Genomic DNA, 16,343 nt, shown 5'->3' with positions numbered 1-16,343 from the left:
GGCTTCCCCAATCAGGCAAACGGAGCCCGAACGGCCTGCCTGAGCGTCAGTGCCCGCTTGACCCGAACCACGGCGACAGGAAGGCGAAATGATCGGGAAATTGCTGCACTGCCCCGTCAAGCAGCATCTTGACCGCGACGTAGAGGATGATCACCAGGCCGATATAGGCAATCCAGCGATATTTGTGCAGCAGGCGTGCGACGAAAGATGCGGCAAAGCCCATCAACGCGATCGACAGCGCCAGACCGACGATCAGCACCGTCGGGTGGTTCATGGCGGCGCCCGCCACGGCGAGCACATTGTCGAGCGACATCGAGACGTCGGCGATGACGATCTGCCAGGCGGCCTGCGAGAAGGTCTTGCTTGGCCCCTTGCCGCCAACGACCCCATCCTTGTTGAAGTCGCCGTTCGACAGCGCCTCGGTGGCATCGCGCTCGTCGTCGTGGCTGACACGCAGTTCGCGCCACATCTTCCAGCAAACCCACAGCAGGAGCAGGCCGCCGCCGATAAGCAGCATCGGCCCGATAGTCAGCAGCCATTGCGTTATCAGGGCGAAGAAAATGCGAAGGACGGTGGCAGCCGCAATGCCGACGAGAATGGCCCGTTGGCGTTGGGTTGCCGGCAGGCCGGCGGCGGCGAGGCCGATGACGATGGCGTTGTCGCCCGCGAGCGCAAGGTCGATAGCGATGACCTGAAGGAGAGCCGAGAAGCCCGCGGCGGTAAATATTTCCATCGACCTGGAAGCCCTTCGTCGAGTGTTCGTCGTCGATCGTCCGAACGGGCCTAAAGGCATGGTCCGCTGGCGTCAAGTCGCAGCAACGGACAACGCTGGAAAACCATTTGCGTGGCAGTGGAATTACAGGAGATTTTCAACAACCGCGCGCGGCAGGCCAAATGCCGGCGCAAGCCCGCCAAAACTAATCGTAGAGATTGTACTTTGCCCAGTCGGCTTCGGGAATCTCATCGCCGATGCGGTAGCGGAGCTGGAGAACCTCCATATGGTCCGGTCCCGTCTGGCATTTGAACTTCAGCCGGTACCACTGTCCCTTGCTGCGGAAGGCAGCACCTGGACTCCTGATCGCATCGGCGCTCATCTCGGGCGTCGCGAAGGCGTAGGCGACGACGCGATCGGCCTTGAACTTGCGATCATCATGGGTGATCCGATCCAGGATCTCGGCGTCGCAACGCTGCTCGAGGCGAGTCTGCGGATCAAGTTTCATCAGCCCGGCACGCAAGGCGTTGTCCATCGCACTGGCCGGAAAAGCCAGCGTCAGGGACGCGATGGCCATCATGCAGAGTGTCTTCATGGGCGGGACTAGCAGCATATTTTGTCTGAAAAATCAACCAACAGGGGCGCTTCATGCTCGCCAAACCGGGCATTCAGGGGGCCGGCGCAATCAAAATCTCGTGTCGGGCCTCATCGTGAGGGAGCTGCGGCCAACGAACCAGCGAGTCGCGGCCGGCGTCCGTCAGATCGTAGAGACCGCGCTCGACCCGGGCGAACCAGCCATAGACATTGTGCTGCAGAATCTTGGGCGCGATCGGCGTGACGGCTTTCAGATCGCGCGGCCGTCTGGGACCGTCGGCGAGGGCGGCGGCACAGGCGAGGGCGCTCTGCCGGTAGGCGGTCATGATGGGATTGCGCGATCCTCCGCCCACGACAGGATCACCCCGGCGGCGCCGGTGCTCGTCGACAAGGCGAGAGCGCCGTCGCGCATTCTTGCGCGGAGCCAGGGCGATCGGGCTGAGAAGCACCTCGATCCGGTCGGTGGCCGTCACGCCGAGCAGGCCGAAGCCGAGCCGGCGGCAGAGATTGCGGAACCTGGCATCGCTTTCGCGCCCCTTGCCCCGCGCCGACATGCGCGCCGCCAGCCACACTTCGTCGCAAGCAGCCGCACGGTCGACGCCCTGCAGCACCAGTTCGAGATTGAACTGCAGTTTGAGTTCGCAGATGACGACGATCGGCGGCTCGCCCTCGCGCAGCGCGACGATATCGCATCCGCCGATTTCCCCCTTCACGACGAAGTCGAGGTTTTCGAGGAAACGCTTCACCGGCGCATAGAGTGAGGTCTCGTTCATCCCGCAAGGCATAGCCGATTCGATACGAAAAGCCTCCCAGGCGCGTGACGTCTCACGCCTTCCGGCCGGAGTGAAGGATTGCGCAAGCGGTGTGGCGGGGTCTCAGGAACGAATTTTCGAAAGGAAAGACAACAGGACACGGTTGAACTGTTCGGGACGCTGCAGCGGCGCGAAATGGCTGACGTCGGGCAGCATGATCAATTCCGATGCCGGTATGCTGCCGGCCAGATAGGCGGCATGCTCGTCCTTGATAAACTCGTCATGCTCGCTTTGGACGACAGCCACGGGCACACGGATTTCTCCAAGCTCGGCGGCAGAATAGTTGGGTTCGCTCTTCATCATCAGGCTGACGGCTTCGATAAATGCGTCGAACCGGTCTGGCGTCGCCGACAGTTCCACATAGTCCTTCCTGTGCCGTCCGAAACAGCGCTCGATGGTGGGACTGGCCTCGAATTCCTTGGTGCCGCTGGGGTCCATATTGCAGCCGAAGAAGAACACGCCCGCGATGCGCTCGGCGGCCTTCATGCCAAGGATCAGGGCAACGCATGCGCCATCGCTCCAGCCTGCCACGACCGCCTTGTCCAATCGCAGGCGATCCATCACGGCCAGGACGTCGGACGCCATCAGTTCGTATTTGTATGGCCGTCCGTCACGGGTGCTGCGTCCATGGCCGCGGCTGTCGATGGTGATGACCTGATAGCCATGCTCTACCAATGCGGGGACCTGAAATCCCCAATTGCCGCTATGGCCGAGGCCGCCATGCAGCAGGATCACGGGATAGCCCGCTCCAAACGTGGCGTACCAGATTTTCGCACCGTCGTGCTCCACCTGGCCTTCATCCGCCGTGGCCGGCAAGGGAGCGGCGCCATGCGCTTCGAATTTCCCGAGGTCGTCGTCGCGATAGTCCATGCCGAAACAACCTCAAGATAAGCGCAGGAACTTACATCTATGGCTGGCACGCGCCAGCACCAACCCATGATGGGGTTTCTGCTGCCACCAGGTGACATGGCAAGCGGGATAGCGCCTGCCTAACGGCCGATATTGACCGCGCTCGCCGCCTCGCTTTTTCGCGCCGGCTGGCTTTCATGGAGGACTTCGCTGTTTTGCGCCGCCCGTTTCGACCGTTTCACGCGGCGTCGGAAGGGATAGGCTACCTGCCCGAAATAGCTGGCGGGGATCGGATCATCGACGCCATATTTCTCCGGCACGCTGTTGCCGGTCGAATTATACGTGCCGAAAACCACGTCGAGGAACGGCAGCTGGCCGGCAAAATTCTTGTCGTAGGCCTCGCGCTGGTTGGCATGGTGCCAGCGATGGAACTGCGGGCTGGCGATGAGCCACTTCAAGGGTCCCAACGGAATGCGCAAATTTGAATGAACAAGCAGCGTGTGCCCGAAATAGATAGCGGAAAAGACAGCGATCGAGCCCTCGGAGAAACCGAGAAAAAAGACCGGCGTCAGCGAAATGGCCTTCGTGACGATGGCGTCGACGGGATGAGAGTGGAAGGCACCCAACCAATCCAGTTCCTCAATGCCGTGATGGACCGCATGGAACTTCCAAAGCGCGGGAATTTCGTGGAACGCGCGGTGTGCCCAGTAAACACCGATGTCGGTGATCAGGATGATTTCGGCGACCTGCAGCCAGATGGGCTGGCCGCCGACCGCCTGCGTTATCCATTGCGGGACCAGCATCGCAGCGGCTTCGAGCGTGTTGGCCGCTATCAGGATTATCGCTGCTTTCACGATCAGGCCGTTGAACAGCACATAGATCAGGTCGACGCCCAGGCCCTTGCGCAGGATCTTTTGCGGCCGCTCGGCGAACAGGTGCTCGAACGGAATGAAGATCAGCGCGCAGATCAACAGGCCCTTGATGCCAAAGATATCCATTCGACCGTTTCTATCGCCTTGCCCTTGGCCGCCGCGACGCGCGCATCAGCTCGCGAACACAACCACATTTCTCCTTTCCAAAGGCTTGACGCAGGCTGCCCGGATGGTGCTCGCGACCGGTGATGTGAAAAGGCACGGACGCCTTTGTCACATCGCTGTCGCAACCTGGCGATATTTCGTCATTGCGCGCTTGACGAACGCAGCGCAACGCGCGTCCTCCCAGGACTAACCCCTCCGGTCCCTGCCGGTGGGGTTTTTCATATAAAAAAGCAAATGCCGTGCGGCTGAGCAGGCTGAGCCGTATCGGTCAGGGCTCGTCGGCGCTCCACAGTCCCTCATGCACGGGCGTCGGGATGAACTGCGCCGGCGTGAACGGTCTTATCGACCTCGGCGGCTCGACGAACTGGCTTGGATAGAGCGCGACGAGCGCCAGCTTCCCGGCGGCCTCGCCGATCGGCCAGAACGAGCGCCGGAGCCGCAGCGATGCGGCGAGGCTTTGGAACCGCAAGAGCCCGTCCGCCCGCGCACGCCAGGCCGCCGCATAGTGAAGATCCTCGTAGAAGGCGATACGCCAGCGCGTCCGCAAGGCCTCATGGTGCCGCAGCACGGTCTTGAGGACCACGAGATGATCGAGGTGGCCGCCGATGGCCATCGGGCAGAAAAGCCAGGGACGGCGGCCTCCGGGCTCTTCGGGCCTCGCCGCGAAGATGGCGTCGATGACGGCATCGCCCAGCAGCCGCGCGTCCTCGTCCGCCCTGGCGGCCTCGAAAGGCCCGCGCCCGCGCAGTGGCGCCTCGTCGAGCCCGCCAAAGCGGGAGGTCAAGCCTGCTTCCCGCGCGAAAGTCAGGTCCTCGCGCTGGCGCAGATTGGAAATCACCGCGATACGCTCGTCGCCCTCGGCCGCGATCGTCCGTGGCCGGGCCACATAAGCCGATCTCGAGAACAAGGTGAGCAGCATGCCCTGCCGGCGCCTGTGCACGAAAGCCCCAAGCGAAAAGCAGATGTCGTCGAAATGCGGGGCGAGATAGAGATCTTGCGCCGAAGTCTCCGCGAGGTCCGCCGGGGCAGGGCGCCGGCGCGCGGCGACATCCCGCGCGGCGAGTCTCAAGTCATGGAAAGCCTTGGGGCCGAAGGACGCGACGGCGTTCCAACTCATGCTGCTGCAATCCACCTGGCTCATGAACTCGGAGCATGCTCTCGCAGGTCATGGCTCTGCTTTGCAAGGAACATTCTGGGGCGGCAACGGACATTTGCCGGCACGACACTCTTCGGACACAACCGCCCGGCATTTCAGCCCTTGGGCCCAGGTCTCAATACCCCCCTAATCTGCGATGCGCCGTAATCGACAGGCCGCGAACATGGCTGACGATTTGACGGGCGCAGACGACCAAAGCGATCACGAACGGCTTTTTCAACTTATCAAGAGCGAGTCCCTCCGCATGACGCCATCTGCACGCGTACGTACCGCAAAATCGCAATGAGCAGCGCAATCCGCTCAACTCCACCAACCTGGCAGTGATCGTAACAGAAATTTAATGACGGAATCGGCAAAAACTTTTGACAGCCGATTTGTCAAGGCTATTTAAAAAGTGACTTCCGCTTATGGTACCAAATAGTATCAACCGCAACATCGGACGAGGAGCGATCACATGGCGAAGACGGCTACGATGGTAGATTCCGCAGGTCTCTACGGCGCGCGTACGATTTCATCAGAGCGATTGTCATCGGTTTCGAGCGTAAAAATCGCATCGAAAAGTGACACAAAAATTGCGATAGCCGCAACACAAAACAGCGGCAGCAAGCGTGGGGGAAATGGTGACAACGCGGACAAAGCTCTACGAAAAGGGTGACTGGGAACGGGAAGCAGCCATACGAATTAGCGCAAACTTAGGCGCTGAAAAATATCGAGCTGAAGCGCGAAGAGATTATGCGCGCCTAATCCACTCACCGTCATTTCGGCGGCTTCAGGGAAAGACGCAACTCTTTCCCTCTCATGAAAGCGACTTCTTTAGGAATCGGCTTACGCACTCGTTGGAAGTCGCCCAAATAGCAAAATCTGTTGCAATACGGATTAACAGCACCAACCCGTTCTTCTCCAAAAATCCCATCAATGTTGATCTCGTGGAGTTCGCCGGACTTGCCCATGATCTCGGCCATCCTCCGTTTGGCCACAACGGCGAGGCAACGCTTGATCAGTTGATGCTCGAACACGGCGGGTTTGAAGGCAATGCACAGACTCTACGGCTACTAAGTCGAATTGAGAAAAAGGCCACCACCGAATATCCTGCAATATCTGCTTATCCGCGCTCGGTGGACGCAACAGCGTCGAAGGACTTAAGGCTCGGATTAAATCTCACCTATCGTAGCTTGGCTTCGATCCTAAAGTACGATCGATCGATTCAGGAGACTCTGACGGCGCGCCAACAGGCCAACAACGATAAAAAGCCTGTCAAAGGCTACTATGCCAGCGAGCAGTCGCTGATATCCGCGATCAAGGCCAACGTCGCTCCTGGGTACTCTGGCGATTTCAAAACCGTTGAATGCGCGATTATGGATGTAGCGGATGACATCGCTTATTCTACGTATGACCTCGAAGACGCATTCAAAGCTGAATTCCTGTCGCCACTAATTATGATTTCAAAGGATGATGCTTTTAAGGAGCGCATTGCAAAAAAAGTAAAATCGAACCTCGATGAGAAATACAAAGCCTCCCCAGAGAGCGATCGAATTTTCGACGTTAGTCACGTCAATGACATTCTGGCCGAATTGTTTTATCCGCTTTTCAAACCCGACGACGCGACATTGAAACGGCTTCTGGATGGCGTGACTCCGGAGGAAGCAGCGTTTCTGCTGTCGGCCCAGACTGCTGATCGTTCACAACGCCTTGGCCAAGTCGGCTATTTCCGAACTTCATTCACTTCTGATTTGGTCGGTAGGTTTATAAGAAAGATTGAAGTCGAACCTAATCCTGATTTCCCTTCCATGTCAGCGGTGAGTCTAAATATTTCGACATTCAAATATGTGGAAACTCTTAAGCACTTTGCATTCGAGCTCCTAATATCATCTCCAATGCTGAAGATAGCTGAAAAACGCGGCGATCAGATAATACGTACGCTATTTAAATGTTTCATTGACGATAGGGCGCTCCTGCCAAATGACTGGAGAAACCTATTCGTTGAAATAGATAAAAAAGACTGGCAAGCTCGAGTAGTATGCGACTATATTTCGGGAATGACCGACCGCTATTGCGTAGAAATGTACGCCAGATTGACGAGCGAAAATCCACAATCTATCTGGAAGCCGCATTAAGCACGCCAATTGGTACGAAATTGCTTTAAACGAACTCTATCAGACTTAGCAGCCGCCCGTAATCACGCTACCAGCGTTTGATTTGTTAGTAGCCTATGGTTCTAGAGAAGGAACCACGTGAAAATATCAATAAATCAATGTGAGCTGGCGGAGGGAGTGGGATTCGAACCCACGGTGAACTTGCGCCCACGCCGGTTTTCAAGACCGGTGCCTTAAACCGCTCGGCCATCCCTCCAGTGACTGTCAGCCACTGGCGTCTGCTCTAGAGTGCGTGGCGAAGGCCTGTCAACCGGCTTGCACCATGCGGGCCGCTGTGTGTCGGACGGGGATGGCAGCCGGCGTCACAATCTTGCCCGGTTCCGGCCACAATCGATTAATACCGTGATAAACAATTCCTGCGCACAAAGGATCGGGGTTCAAAGGCGTCGTTGTCGTTGTCGAGTGAGCGCTTTGGCTCCTTCAATGGTCGGATACGATGTCTTTGGTTGAGACTTTAGGGGGCAATCAAGAATGCAGGCTGTGACGCACCCGCGTCTTCGTCGCGTTGCCACAGTTGCGTTGCTGGCGGCTTCGGCTGCATTGCTTGCCGCTTGCGCGTCACAACCCGAGCCGAAAGCGATGGTCTACAAGAAGACCCGCTCCAAGGAATATTTCGCCGAGACCGAATATGGCGTGAAGGCGAGCCCGCGCGTTCAATTCATGCGCCGCGGCGGCGGGCGCGACCAGCTTGGCAAGCCCTATCAGGTGCGCGGCAAGTGGTACTATCCCAAGGAAGACAAGAAGTACGCCAAGGTCGGTCTGGCCTCCTGGTATGGCGACGCCTTCCATGGCCGGTTGACGGCCAATGGCGAGGTCTACGACACCGCGCAACTGACGGCGGCGCATCCGACCATGCCGCTGCCGAGCTACGCCCGCGTCACCAATCTCGAAACCGGCAGCTCCGTCATCGTGCGCGTCAATGACCGCGGCCCCTATCACGAGGGTCGCATCATCGACGTCTCCGAGCGTGCCGCGCAGATGCTCGACTACGCCAAGGTCGGCACCGCCAAGGTGAAGGTCGAATATGTCGGCCGCGCACCGCTCGACGGCAATGACGACCAGTATCTGATGGCCTCCTACCATCCAGGCAACCGCATACCGGATCCATCGGATGGCTTGCCAACCGGCGTCATGGTGGCCATGAACGGACCTTCGCCAAGCCTCCCGGTCGGGGCCGCCGCCGTGCCGTTTCCCGGCCAGCTGATCGATTCCGGCACCCCGGTCCAGGCACAGATGTCGCCGCCGGCCTTCGGCGATCTGGCGCTGCCCGATTTCGGGCCGATCGTGCCGGAGCGGCCGGAGATCGGCCTGCCGCCGCAATCGCCGTTCGCCATGGCCTCGCTGTCCTATGCCGACGAGCGGGTGCGGCGCGCGGATGTCTTTGCCACCCTGGACGACAGCGGCATGGCGCCCGCCGACATCCTGCGGTCGTGGAAAAAGTCCAACCCGCAAGCAGCGCAGCCGAACACCGACTATGTCGCCGCCGGCACCTTCGACGATGCCGCCGAAGCCAAACGCGTGGCCTCGGCACTGAAGCCCTTTGGCAGAATAGAGATCCAGCGTTCCGATCTCGACGGCAATGACTGGTATGCGGTCAATCTCTATCCGAACGGTCATGGCGGGCTGGACGATTTGCTGAAGGCTGCATGGTCGCATGGCGCGCCCGACGCGCTGGTCGTGCGCGACTGATCGCAAAGCCGGCCTTGCGTCCGGCAGTTGATCCGTCACCGAAAAAGCCCGATAGTTTCGGCACGCCGGAGGGGCCGGCCAACGGGTCGCATTTCATGCAGTTTCGCTTGCTTCAGCCTTTCGCCGCGGTTCTTCTTCTCAGTCTCCTGCTTTCCCTGGCGCCGGCCCGCGCGCAGCTTTTCGAGACCAAGGCCGCACAGGCCTTCATGATCGATGCCGACACCGGCACGGTGTTGTTTTCCAAGGACGCCGACAAGCCGATCCAGCCGGCCTCGATGGCCAAGCTGATGACGATGGAAATGGTCTTCAACGCCTTGAAGTCCGGGCGCCTCAAGCTCGACGATGCGTTCGTGGTGAGCGAGAACGCGTGGCGCAAGGGCGGGGCGCCGTCGGGAACCTCGACGATGTTCGCCAAGCTCAAATCGGCAATCCGCATCGAGGACCTGATCCAGGGTGTGACTGTGCAGGCAGCGAATGACGGCTGCATCGTCATCGCCGAAGGGATGGCCGGGTCCGAGGACAATTTTGCCGCGCAGATGACCGAACGCGCGCGGCAGATCGGCCTCAAGACGTCGATTTTCGTCAATTCGACCGGCCTGCCGGCCGACGGCCAGCAGACGAGCGTGCGCGAACTGACGCAGCTCGCCCTGCATCTGTGGCGCGAGTATCCGGATTTCTATCGTTATTACGGCTTGAAGGATTTCAGCTGGAACAAGATATCGCAGAAGAACCGCAACCCTCTGCTGGCGATGGACATTGGCGCCGACGGCCTGGCGGTCGGCGCCAGCGAGGCCTCCGGCTTCGGCATCGTCGCCTCGGTCAGCCATGGCGGCTCACGGGTCATCGCAGCGATGAGCGGGCTGGCCAATGACAAGGAACGCGCCGAGGAGGCGCGCAAGCTGCTCGATTGGGGCGGGCGGTCTTTCGAGAAGACCGAGATTTTCGCCAAGGACGAAGTGGTCGGCGAAGCCCAGGTCTTCGGCGGCGCGAAATCCGGCGTGACGCTGAAGGCGAAAGGGCCGATCGACATCTTCCTGCCGATCACCAATCGCGACAAGCTGACGGCCAGGATCGTCTATACCGGTCCGGTCGCCGCGCCGGTGGCGGAGGGGCAGCCGGTGGGTGCGCTGCGGGTCTGGATCGGCGATACGCTCAGCCAGGAGACACCGCTGTTCGCGGCCGAGTCGATCGGCGTGGGGACGCTGCCGCAGCGTGCCCTCGATGCCGTCAAGGAACTGGCGATCGGCTGGCTGCGATAGCACCGATGGCATGGATTTTTTCCCGGGCGCGGACTATCTAGAGCGCAACAATCCACTCAAACAGGAACAAGGGCCCTCGGTTGGCGCGCGGATTTTTCATCACCTTCGAAGGCGGCGAAGGCGCAGGCAAGTCGACGCAGATCGAGCGGCTGGCCAAGAAGATGCGCGCCAAGAAATATGATGTCGTACGCACGCGCGAACCGGGCGGCTCGCCGGGCGCCGAGGCGATCCGGCATGTGCTGCTTTCAGGAGCCGCCGAACCGTTCGGGCCAAAGATGGAAGCGCTGCTGTTCGCCGCCGCGCGGTCCGACCATGTCGAGCAAGTCATCCGTCCGGCCGTCGAGCGCGGATCGATCGTGCTTTGCGACCGTTTCCTGGATTCCTCGCGCGTTTATCAGGGCGTCACCGGCGGAATAGAGCCGGCGTTCATGGCCACGCTGGAGCAGGTTGCGATCAACGGCATGATGCCCGACATGACGTTGGTCTTCGACATAGACCCGGCCGAGGGCTTGAAGCGCGCGACATTGCGGCGTGGCAGCGATGCCGGTGCCGACCGCTTCGAAAAGGAGACGTTGGCCATCCACCAGGCGCGCCGCGAGGCGTTCCTGGCGATCGCCGCGGCCGAGCCGGGGCGCTGCATCGTCATCGATGCGTCCGCCGATCCGGACACGGTGGAGGATGTCGTCACCGCCGCCGTATTCGCGGCACTGGAGGCGAGGGCGCCGGCGCGCAACAGGCAGGCCGCGCCCGTATGATCTTCGAACGCATCGCGCCCGAACAGCACGACACGCTGGACGGCGTGCCGGAACCCTCCGAAACGCCGCGTCTGGTCGGGCACGGGCAGGCCGCCGCCATGCTTGCCAGCGCCTATCGTGCCGGAAAACTGCCGCATGCGCTGATCTTCGCCGGACCGGTCGGGATCGGCAAGGCGACGCTCGCCTTCCATCTTGCCCATCACCTTTTGAAGCATCCGGCCGTCGACCAGGCACCCGCCAACCTTGCGGTTCCCGATCCGGCCTCGTCGCTGTTTCGCCAGATCGCCACCGGTGCGCATCCCGGCGTGCTGCATCTGACCCGCCCCTTGAACGACAAGACCAAGAGCTTCAAGACCGTCGTCACCGTCGACGAAATCCGCAAGGTCGGCCGCTTCCTGTCGCTGACGTCGCACGACGGCAGCTACCGGGTGGTGATCGTCGATCCGGCCGACGACATGAACGCCAATGCAGCCAATGCCTTGCTGAAGAACCTCGAGGAACCGCCGGCACGGACCCTGTTCATTCTCATCGTCCATGCGCCGGGTAGCCTGCTGCCGACGATCCGCTCGCGCTGCCAGGTCGTGCGGCTGACGCCTCTGGAGCCTGACGACTTGCTGGCGGTGCTGGAGACCGCCGAACCGCCGCCGCCGGTCGATCCGGCCGCGCGCGCAGCACTGGTCGAGCGGGCAGGGGGGAGCGCCCGCAACGCGATCCTGTTGACGCAATATGGCGGGCTGGAGATCGCGCAGACGCTCGATGGCCTGGTGGCGACGGGAAGAAGCGATATCGGCGGTGCCTATCGCCTCGCCGAGGCGGTCGCGGGCAAAGACCAAGCGATCCAGTTCGACATTTTCAACCGCCGGGCGCTGGACCTGCTGTCCGATGCGGCAAGCCGGGCGGCGCTGGCTGGCGATCTCGATCGGGCCAAAACGCTCTCGGATACTTGGCACGAGGCGCTGGACGCGATATCTGAGACGGACACCTACAATCTCGACAAGAAGCAGCACGCCCTGACCATGATCGACCGCCTGAATTCTGCAATGCGAATGTGACGGCCTTTTCGGTGCACGCCGTTGGCCCGCAACCGGGGCCACTTTTGGGCGGCATGCATCGGTCTCGGGATGGCAATCGCCATTCCGATGCGATATCCACCGCCACGGCTTCCATTCAGACATTCATGACGGTTCATTCATGTCACGCGACACATTCTACATCACGACCGCGATCTCCTATCCGAACGGCAAGCCGCATATCGGCCATGCCTATGAACTGATCGCCACCGACGCGCTTGCCCGCTTCCAGCGGCTCGACGGCAAGCAGGTGTTCTTCCTCACCGGCACCGACGAGCACGGCATCAAGATGCTGCAAACGGCCAAGCGCGAAGGCATTTCGGCGCGCGAACTGGCCGATCGCAACTCGGCCGAGTTTAGGCGCATGGCGACCGCGCTCAACGCCTCCAACGACGATTTCATCCGCACCACGGAAGATCGGCACTACGCATCCTCGCAGGCGATCTGGAAGGCCATGGACGCCAATGGCGACATCTACAAGGGTGGCTATGCCGGCTGGTATTCGGTGCGCGACGAAGCCTATTACGGCGAGGAGGAGACCGAGGTCCGCCCCGACAATGTCCGCTACGGGCCGCAGGGAACGCCGGTCGAATGGGTCGAGGAAGAGAGCTACTTCTTCCGCCTGTCCGCCTATCAGGACAAGCTTATCGCGCTTTATGAAACCCAGCCGGACTTCATCGGCCCGGCCGAGCGCCGCAACGAAGTGATGAGCTTCGTCAAGGCGGGACTGAAGGACCTGTCGATCTCGCGCACCACTTTCGACTGGGGCGTGCCGGTTCCGGGCGACGAGAAGCATGTGATGTATGTCTGGGTCGATGCGCTGACCAACTACATCACCGGCGTCGGCTATCCCGATGAAAAAGATGAGAAATGGAAGTTCTGGCCAGCCGATGCGCATATCATCGGCAAGGACATTGTGCGCTTCCACGCCGTCTACTGGCCGGCCTTCCTGATGTCGGCCGGCATACCGCTGCCGAAGCGCGTCTTCGGCCATGGCTTCCTGTTCAACCGCGGCGAGAAGATGTCCAAGTCGGTCGGCAATGTCATCGATCCGTTCACGATGGTCGAACATTACGGCCTCGACCAGGTGCGCTACTTCTTCCTGCGCGAAGTGCCGTTCGGGCAGGATGGCAGCTACAGCCACGAGGCGATCGTCAACCGCACCAATGCGGATCTGGCCAATGGTCTGGGCAATCTGGCGCAGCGCTCGCTGTCGATGATCACCAAGAATTGCGGCGGCGTGGTGCCGAAGCGTGGCGACCTGACCGAAGCCGACAGCGCGATCCTGGACCAGGCGGTCGACGCCTTGGCCACCGCGCGCAAGGCCATGTCCGAGCAGGGCATCCATCTGGCACTGGCGGCGATCTTCGGCGTGGTGGCGGAAGCCGACCGGTATTTCGCCGGGCAAGAACCCTGGGCGCTGAAGAAGACCAATCCGGAGCGGATGGAAACGGTGCTTTGGACGACGGCTGAAGTGGTGCGGCGCGTGGCGGTGCTGTGCCAGCCTTACATTCCGGGATCGGCCTCGAAGCTGCTCGATCTGCTGGCGGTGCCGGCCGACGCGCGCGACTTCGTGCATGTTCATGCCGATCATGCATTGGTGTCCGGTACGGCATTGCCGGCGCCGGAGGGCGTGTTTCCGCGCTATGTCGAACAGACGGACGCGAACGCCTGATGCTCGTCGACAGCCATTGCCATCTGGACTTTCCGGATTTCGCGGAGGAGCGGGCGGCCATTGTCGCCCGCGCCTTAGCCGCCGGCATCGGCCGGATGGTAACGATCTCCACGCGCGTGAAGCGGTTTCAGCAAATCCTTGAAATCGCGGAGACTTTCGACGAAGTCTATTGCTCGGTCGGCACCCATCCGCACAATGCGGCGGAAGAGCTCGACGTCACCACCGCCGACCTTGTCCGCCTGTCAGCCCATCCCAAGGTGGTGGCGATCGGTGAAGCAGGGCTCGACTATTTCTATGACAAGGCACCGCGCGATGCGCAGGCGCAGGGTTTTCGCGCCCACATCGCCGCAGCGCGCGAAACCGGGCTGCCTCTCGTCATCCATTCCCGCGATGCCGACGACGACATGGCCGCCATTCTTCAGGACGAGACAGGGAAGGGCGCCTTCCCTTTCATCCTGCACTGCTTCTCCTCGGGACGGCGGCTCGCAGAGGTTGGCGTCTCTTTAGGCGGCTATGTTTCGTTCTCGGGTATCCTCACCTTCAAGAACTCGGTCGAATTGCGCGCCATCGCCGCCGATGTGCCGCATGACCGTTTGCTGGTCGAGACCGACGCGCCGTACCTGGCGCCAGTGCCATTTCGCGGCAAGCGCAACGAGCCGGCTTACGTCGCCCAAACCGCCCGGGTTCTGGCCGAAACGATCGGTGTCGACGAGGCTGAGATCGCGGCGTTGACAACCGGTAATTTCTTTCGGCTGTTTCGAAAAATGCCCCGCCCCGACCAGCGGGCGCCCGAGGCATGAGCGACCGGCTGCGCCTGACCATTCTCGGCTGCGGGTCGTCACCGGGCACGCCACGTATCACCGGCGACTGGGGCAATTGCGACCCGACCAATCCCAGGAACCGGCGCATGCGCACGGCCGCACTTGTCGAGCGCATTGCCGCCAATGGTGGCCGCACCACGGTCGTCATCGACACCGGCCCGGATTTTCGCGAGCAGATGCTGATGGCTTCGGTGAGGCGCATCGACGGCGTGATCTACACCCATCCGCACGCCGACCACATCCACGGCATCGACGATTTGCGCGGCTATGTGTTGGAGCAGCGGCATCGCATCGACATCCATGCCGACCAGCCGACCATGCTGCGGCTGCGCGAGGCGTTCGGCTACTGTTTCGAGACGCCGCCCGGGAGTTCCTATCCGCCGATCGTCGATGCTCACATCATCGACCATGGCAAGCCGGTCGTGATCGAAGGAGAGGGGGGTGCCCTCACCTTCGATCCGCTGCCACAGATTCACGGCGACATCATCTCGCTCGGTTTCCGCATCGGTGGGCTCGCCTATTGCCCCGATATCAGCGATTTTCCCAAAGCCACCGCCGAGCAGCTGCGCGGTCTCGATGTGCTGGTCATCGACGCGCTGCAATACCACACCCATCCCAGCCATCTGTCGCTCGGCCAGGCACTTGCCTGGATCGAAAAGCTGGCGCCCAGGAATGCCGTGCTGACGCATATGCATGTGCCGCTGGACTACGTCACGGTGATGGCTGAGACGCCAGACCACGTGGCGCCGGCCTACGACGGCATGGTGATCGAAATCTCTTATGACTCAGCGTGATGTGAAGCGCGGTTCATGAAGACCGTTGTTTCTTCGGCGCGAAAATAAACAGCGTTCCAATCTGCTCATAGCCCATACGGAGATACAGCAGCGCTCCGGCATGCATGGCCATCAAAACCGAACTGCGCGCGCCGTGCGCCCGGTCGTCGCGCAGCATTTTTGCCATCAGCGCCTGACCAATGCCGCGCCGCCGGTGCGAAGGTTCGACATCCATGGCCTCGCACCAGGTGATGCCAAGCCCATGAAAATCCCCGGCAATTCCCGGCGGCCTATCAACGTGTTAGTTCCATAATCTATCTTATGCGACTTTTGGACATGGGTCCCGAGGTAAGCCTGGTGGTGTCAAATGCAATGTCGCGCTGGCCCTGCTCTCCAACCTCACTTACAGTTCCGGCAGACCAGTAATCCCGGGATGGATATCCGCAAGAATGGCTAAGCTCGTCTTCGGAATGAACCTGTCTCTAGACGGCTATGTCGACCATCAAGCCTTTGCGCCCGATGTCGTGCTCTTCCGCCACTGGATCGAGCACGTGCAAGGCCTGACGGGCAGCGTGTACGGTCGCCGCATGTATGAGGTCATGCGCTATTGGGACGAGGACCATCCAGAGTGGACGCCGGATTTGCGAGAGTTCGCAGCGGCATGGCGGCGCCTGCCGAAGTGGGTCGTGTCGCGATCGCTGAAATCAGTCGGCCCTAATGCGACGCTTGTCGCTGAAGACACGGAGGCAGCGATACGCAGGCTGAAAGACGAGCTGGCGGGCGAGATTTCGGTTTCAGGACCAGAGATGGCGCAGAGCCTGACCGATCTTGGCCTCATCGATGAGTATCGGCTCTACTTCCATCCCGTAGTACTCGGTAGCGGCAAGCCTTTCTTTGCCGGCCCCCGGCCGCCGCTGCGTCTCGTGGCCAACGACTTGATCGGTGAAGACGTGATCAGGTTGACATATGTTCCCGCCTGAAAGGCTCA

The 16,343-nt window shown here is 60.9% G+C and carries 16 protein-coding genes and 1 tRNA gene; 9 read left to right on the top strand and 8 right to left on the bottom strand.

What is annotated here, in order from left to right; translation table 11 throughout:
• Window positions 1-46: 46 nt before the first annotated feature.
• From FJ967_RS03100 to FJ967_RS03075, 6 genes are all read right to left on the bottom strand, one after another.
• Window positions 47-733: a TerC family protein gene (locus tag FJ967_RS03100; protein ID WP_140730211.1), complete on the bottom strand. Its 687-nt coding sequence runs from the start codon at window positions 731-733 to the stop codon at window positions 47-49.
• 184 nt (window positions 734-917) lie between these two features.
• A complete protein-coding gene (locus FJ967_RS03095; RefSeq protein ID WP_041163455.1) occupies window positions 918-1,325 on the bottom strand; it encodes a DUF930 domain-containing protein in 408 nt (135 codons plus the stop codon).
• A 55-nt stretch (window positions 1,326-1,380) separates the two neighbouring features.
• Window positions 1,381-2,079: a DUF2161 family putative PD-(D/E)XK-type phosphodiesterase gene (locus FJ967_RS03090; RefSeq protein WP_140730210.1), complete on the bottom strand. Its 699-nt coding sequence runs from the start codon at window positions 2,077-2,079 to the stop codon at window positions 1,381-1,383.
• Window positions 2,080-2,181: 102 nt separating this feature from the next.
• Window positions 2,182-2,988 carry an alpha/beta hydrolase gene (locus FJ967_RS03085; protein ID WP_140730209.1) on the bottom strand — a complete coding sequence of 269 codons (807 nt, stop codon included), beginning with the start codon at window positions 2,986-2,988 and terminating at the stop codon, window positions 2,182-2,184.
• 119 nt (window positions 2,989-3,107) lie between these two features.
• Window positions 3,108-3,965 carry a sterol desaturase family protein gene (locus tag FJ967_RS03080; protein WP_140730208.1) on the bottom strand — a complete coding sequence of 286 codons (858 nt, stop codon included), beginning with the start codon at window positions 3,963-3,965 and terminating at the stop codon, window positions 3,108-3,110.
• A gap of 307 nt (window positions 3,966-4,272) precedes the next feature.
• On the bottom strand, window positions 4,273-5,121 hold the full coding sequence (locus FJ967_RS03075) for a hypothetical protein (protein WP_140730207.1): 849 nt from the start codon (window positions 5,119-5,121) through the stop codon (window positions 4,273-4,275).
• A gap of 659 nt (window positions 5,122-5,780) precedes the next feature.
• Between FJ967_RS03075 and dgt the strand changes: the two genes are divergently transcribed.
• Window positions 5,781-7,274 (top strand): dGTP triphosphohydrolase, encoded by a 1,494-nt coding sequence (dgt, locus tag FJ967_RS03070; RefSeq protein ID WP_181175645.1) that lies wholly within the window; start codon window positions 5,781-5,783, stop codon window positions 7,272-7,274.
• Window positions 7,275-7,419: 145 nt separating this feature from the next.
• Here dgt and FJ967_RS03065 read toward each other — a convergent pair.
• A tRNA-Ser gene (locus FJ967_RS03065) sits at window positions 7,420-7,509 on the bottom strand.
• Between the two features lie 275 nt (window positions 7,510-7,784).
• Here FJ967_RS03065 and FJ967_RS03060 point away from each other — a divergent pair.
• The 7 genes from FJ967_RS03060 (at window position 7,785) to FJ967_RS03030 (ending at window position 15,376) form a co-directional block, all read left to right on the top strand.
• Window positions 7,785-9,002 carry a septal ring lytic transglycosylase RlpA family protein gene (locus FJ967_RS03060; RefSeq protein ID WP_140730206.1) on the top strand — a complete coding sequence of 406 codons (1,218 nt, stop codon included), beginning with the start codon at window positions 7,785-7,787 and terminating at the stop codon, window positions 9,000-9,002.
• 95 nt (window positions 9,003-9,097) lie between these two features.
• Window positions 9,098-10,261 carry a D-alanyl-D-alanine carboxypeptidase family protein gene (locus FJ967_RS03055; protein ID WP_140730205.1) on the top strand — a complete coding sequence of 388 codons (1,164 nt, stop codon included), beginning with the start codon at window positions 9,098-9,100 and terminating at the stop codon, window positions 10,259-10,261.
• A gap of 80 nt (window positions 10,262-10,341) precedes the next feature.
• A complete protein-coding gene (gene tmk, locus FJ967_RS03050; protein ID WP_140730204.1) occupies window positions 10,342-11,016 on the top strand; it encodes a dTMP kinase in 675 nt (224 codons plus the stop codon).
• On the top strand, window positions 11,013-12,068 hold the full coding sequence (locus tag FJ967_RS03045; RefSeq protein WP_140730203.1) for a DNA polymerase III subunit delta': 1,056 nt from the start codon (window positions 11,013-11,015) through the stop codon (window positions 12,066-12,068). The genes tmk and FJ967_RS03045 overlap by 4 nt, the downstream gene beginning before the upstream one ends.
• Window positions 12,069-12,207: 139 nt before the next feature.
• The gene (gene metG, locus FJ967_RS03040) at window positions 12,208-13,761 is read left to right on the top strand and encodes a methionine--tRNA ligase (RefSeq protein WP_140730202.1); all 1,554 of its coding nucleotides are present in this window, start codon (window positions 12,208-12,210) and stop codon (window positions 13,759-13,761) included.
• Entirely contained in the window at window positions 13,761-14,561 is an 801-nt protein-coding gene (locus FJ967_RS03035; RefSeq protein ID WP_140730201.1) for a TatD family hydrolase, read from the top strand. Before metG ends, FJ967_RS03035 begins: the two co-directional genes overlap by 1 nt.
• Window positions 14,558-15,376 (top strand): MBL fold metallo-hydrolase, encoded by an 819-nt coding sequence (locus FJ967_RS03030; protein ID WP_140730200.1) that lies wholly within the window; start codon window positions 14,558-14,560, stop codon window positions 15,374-15,376. The genes FJ967_RS03035 and FJ967_RS03030 overlap by 4 nt, the downstream gene beginning before the upstream one ends.
• Window positions 15,377-15,389: 13 nt before the next feature.
• Here the strand turns inward: FJ967_RS03030 and FJ967_RS03025 are convergent, their stop codons facing one another.
• Complete coding sequence (locus tag FJ967_RS03025) at window positions 15,390-15,608, bottom strand: GNAT family N-acetyltransferase (protein ID WP_348643061.1); 219 nt, start codon at window positions 15,606-15,608, stop codon at window positions 15,390-15,392.
• Window positions 15,609-15,804: 196 nt separating this feature from the next.
• On the opposite strand from FJ967_RS03025, the gene FJ967_RS03020 reads away from it, so the two are divergent.
• Entirely contained in the window at window positions 15,805-16,335 is a 531-nt protein-coding gene (locus tag FJ967_RS03020; RefSeq protein WP_140730198.1) for a dihydrofolate reductase family protein, read from the top strand.
• Window positions 16,336-16,343: the final 8 nt, after the last annotated feature.

It is taken from the genome of Mesorhizobium sp. B2-3-4, assembly GCF_006442315.1.
In the GTDB taxonomy this organism is placed as follows: domain Bacteria; phylum Pseudomonadota; class Alphaproteobacteria; order Rhizobiales; family Rhizobiaceae; genus Mesorhizobium.
The sequence above is the reverse complement of the archived record's forward strand: the minus strand, read 5'-3'. Positions and strand labels throughout refer to the sequence as shown.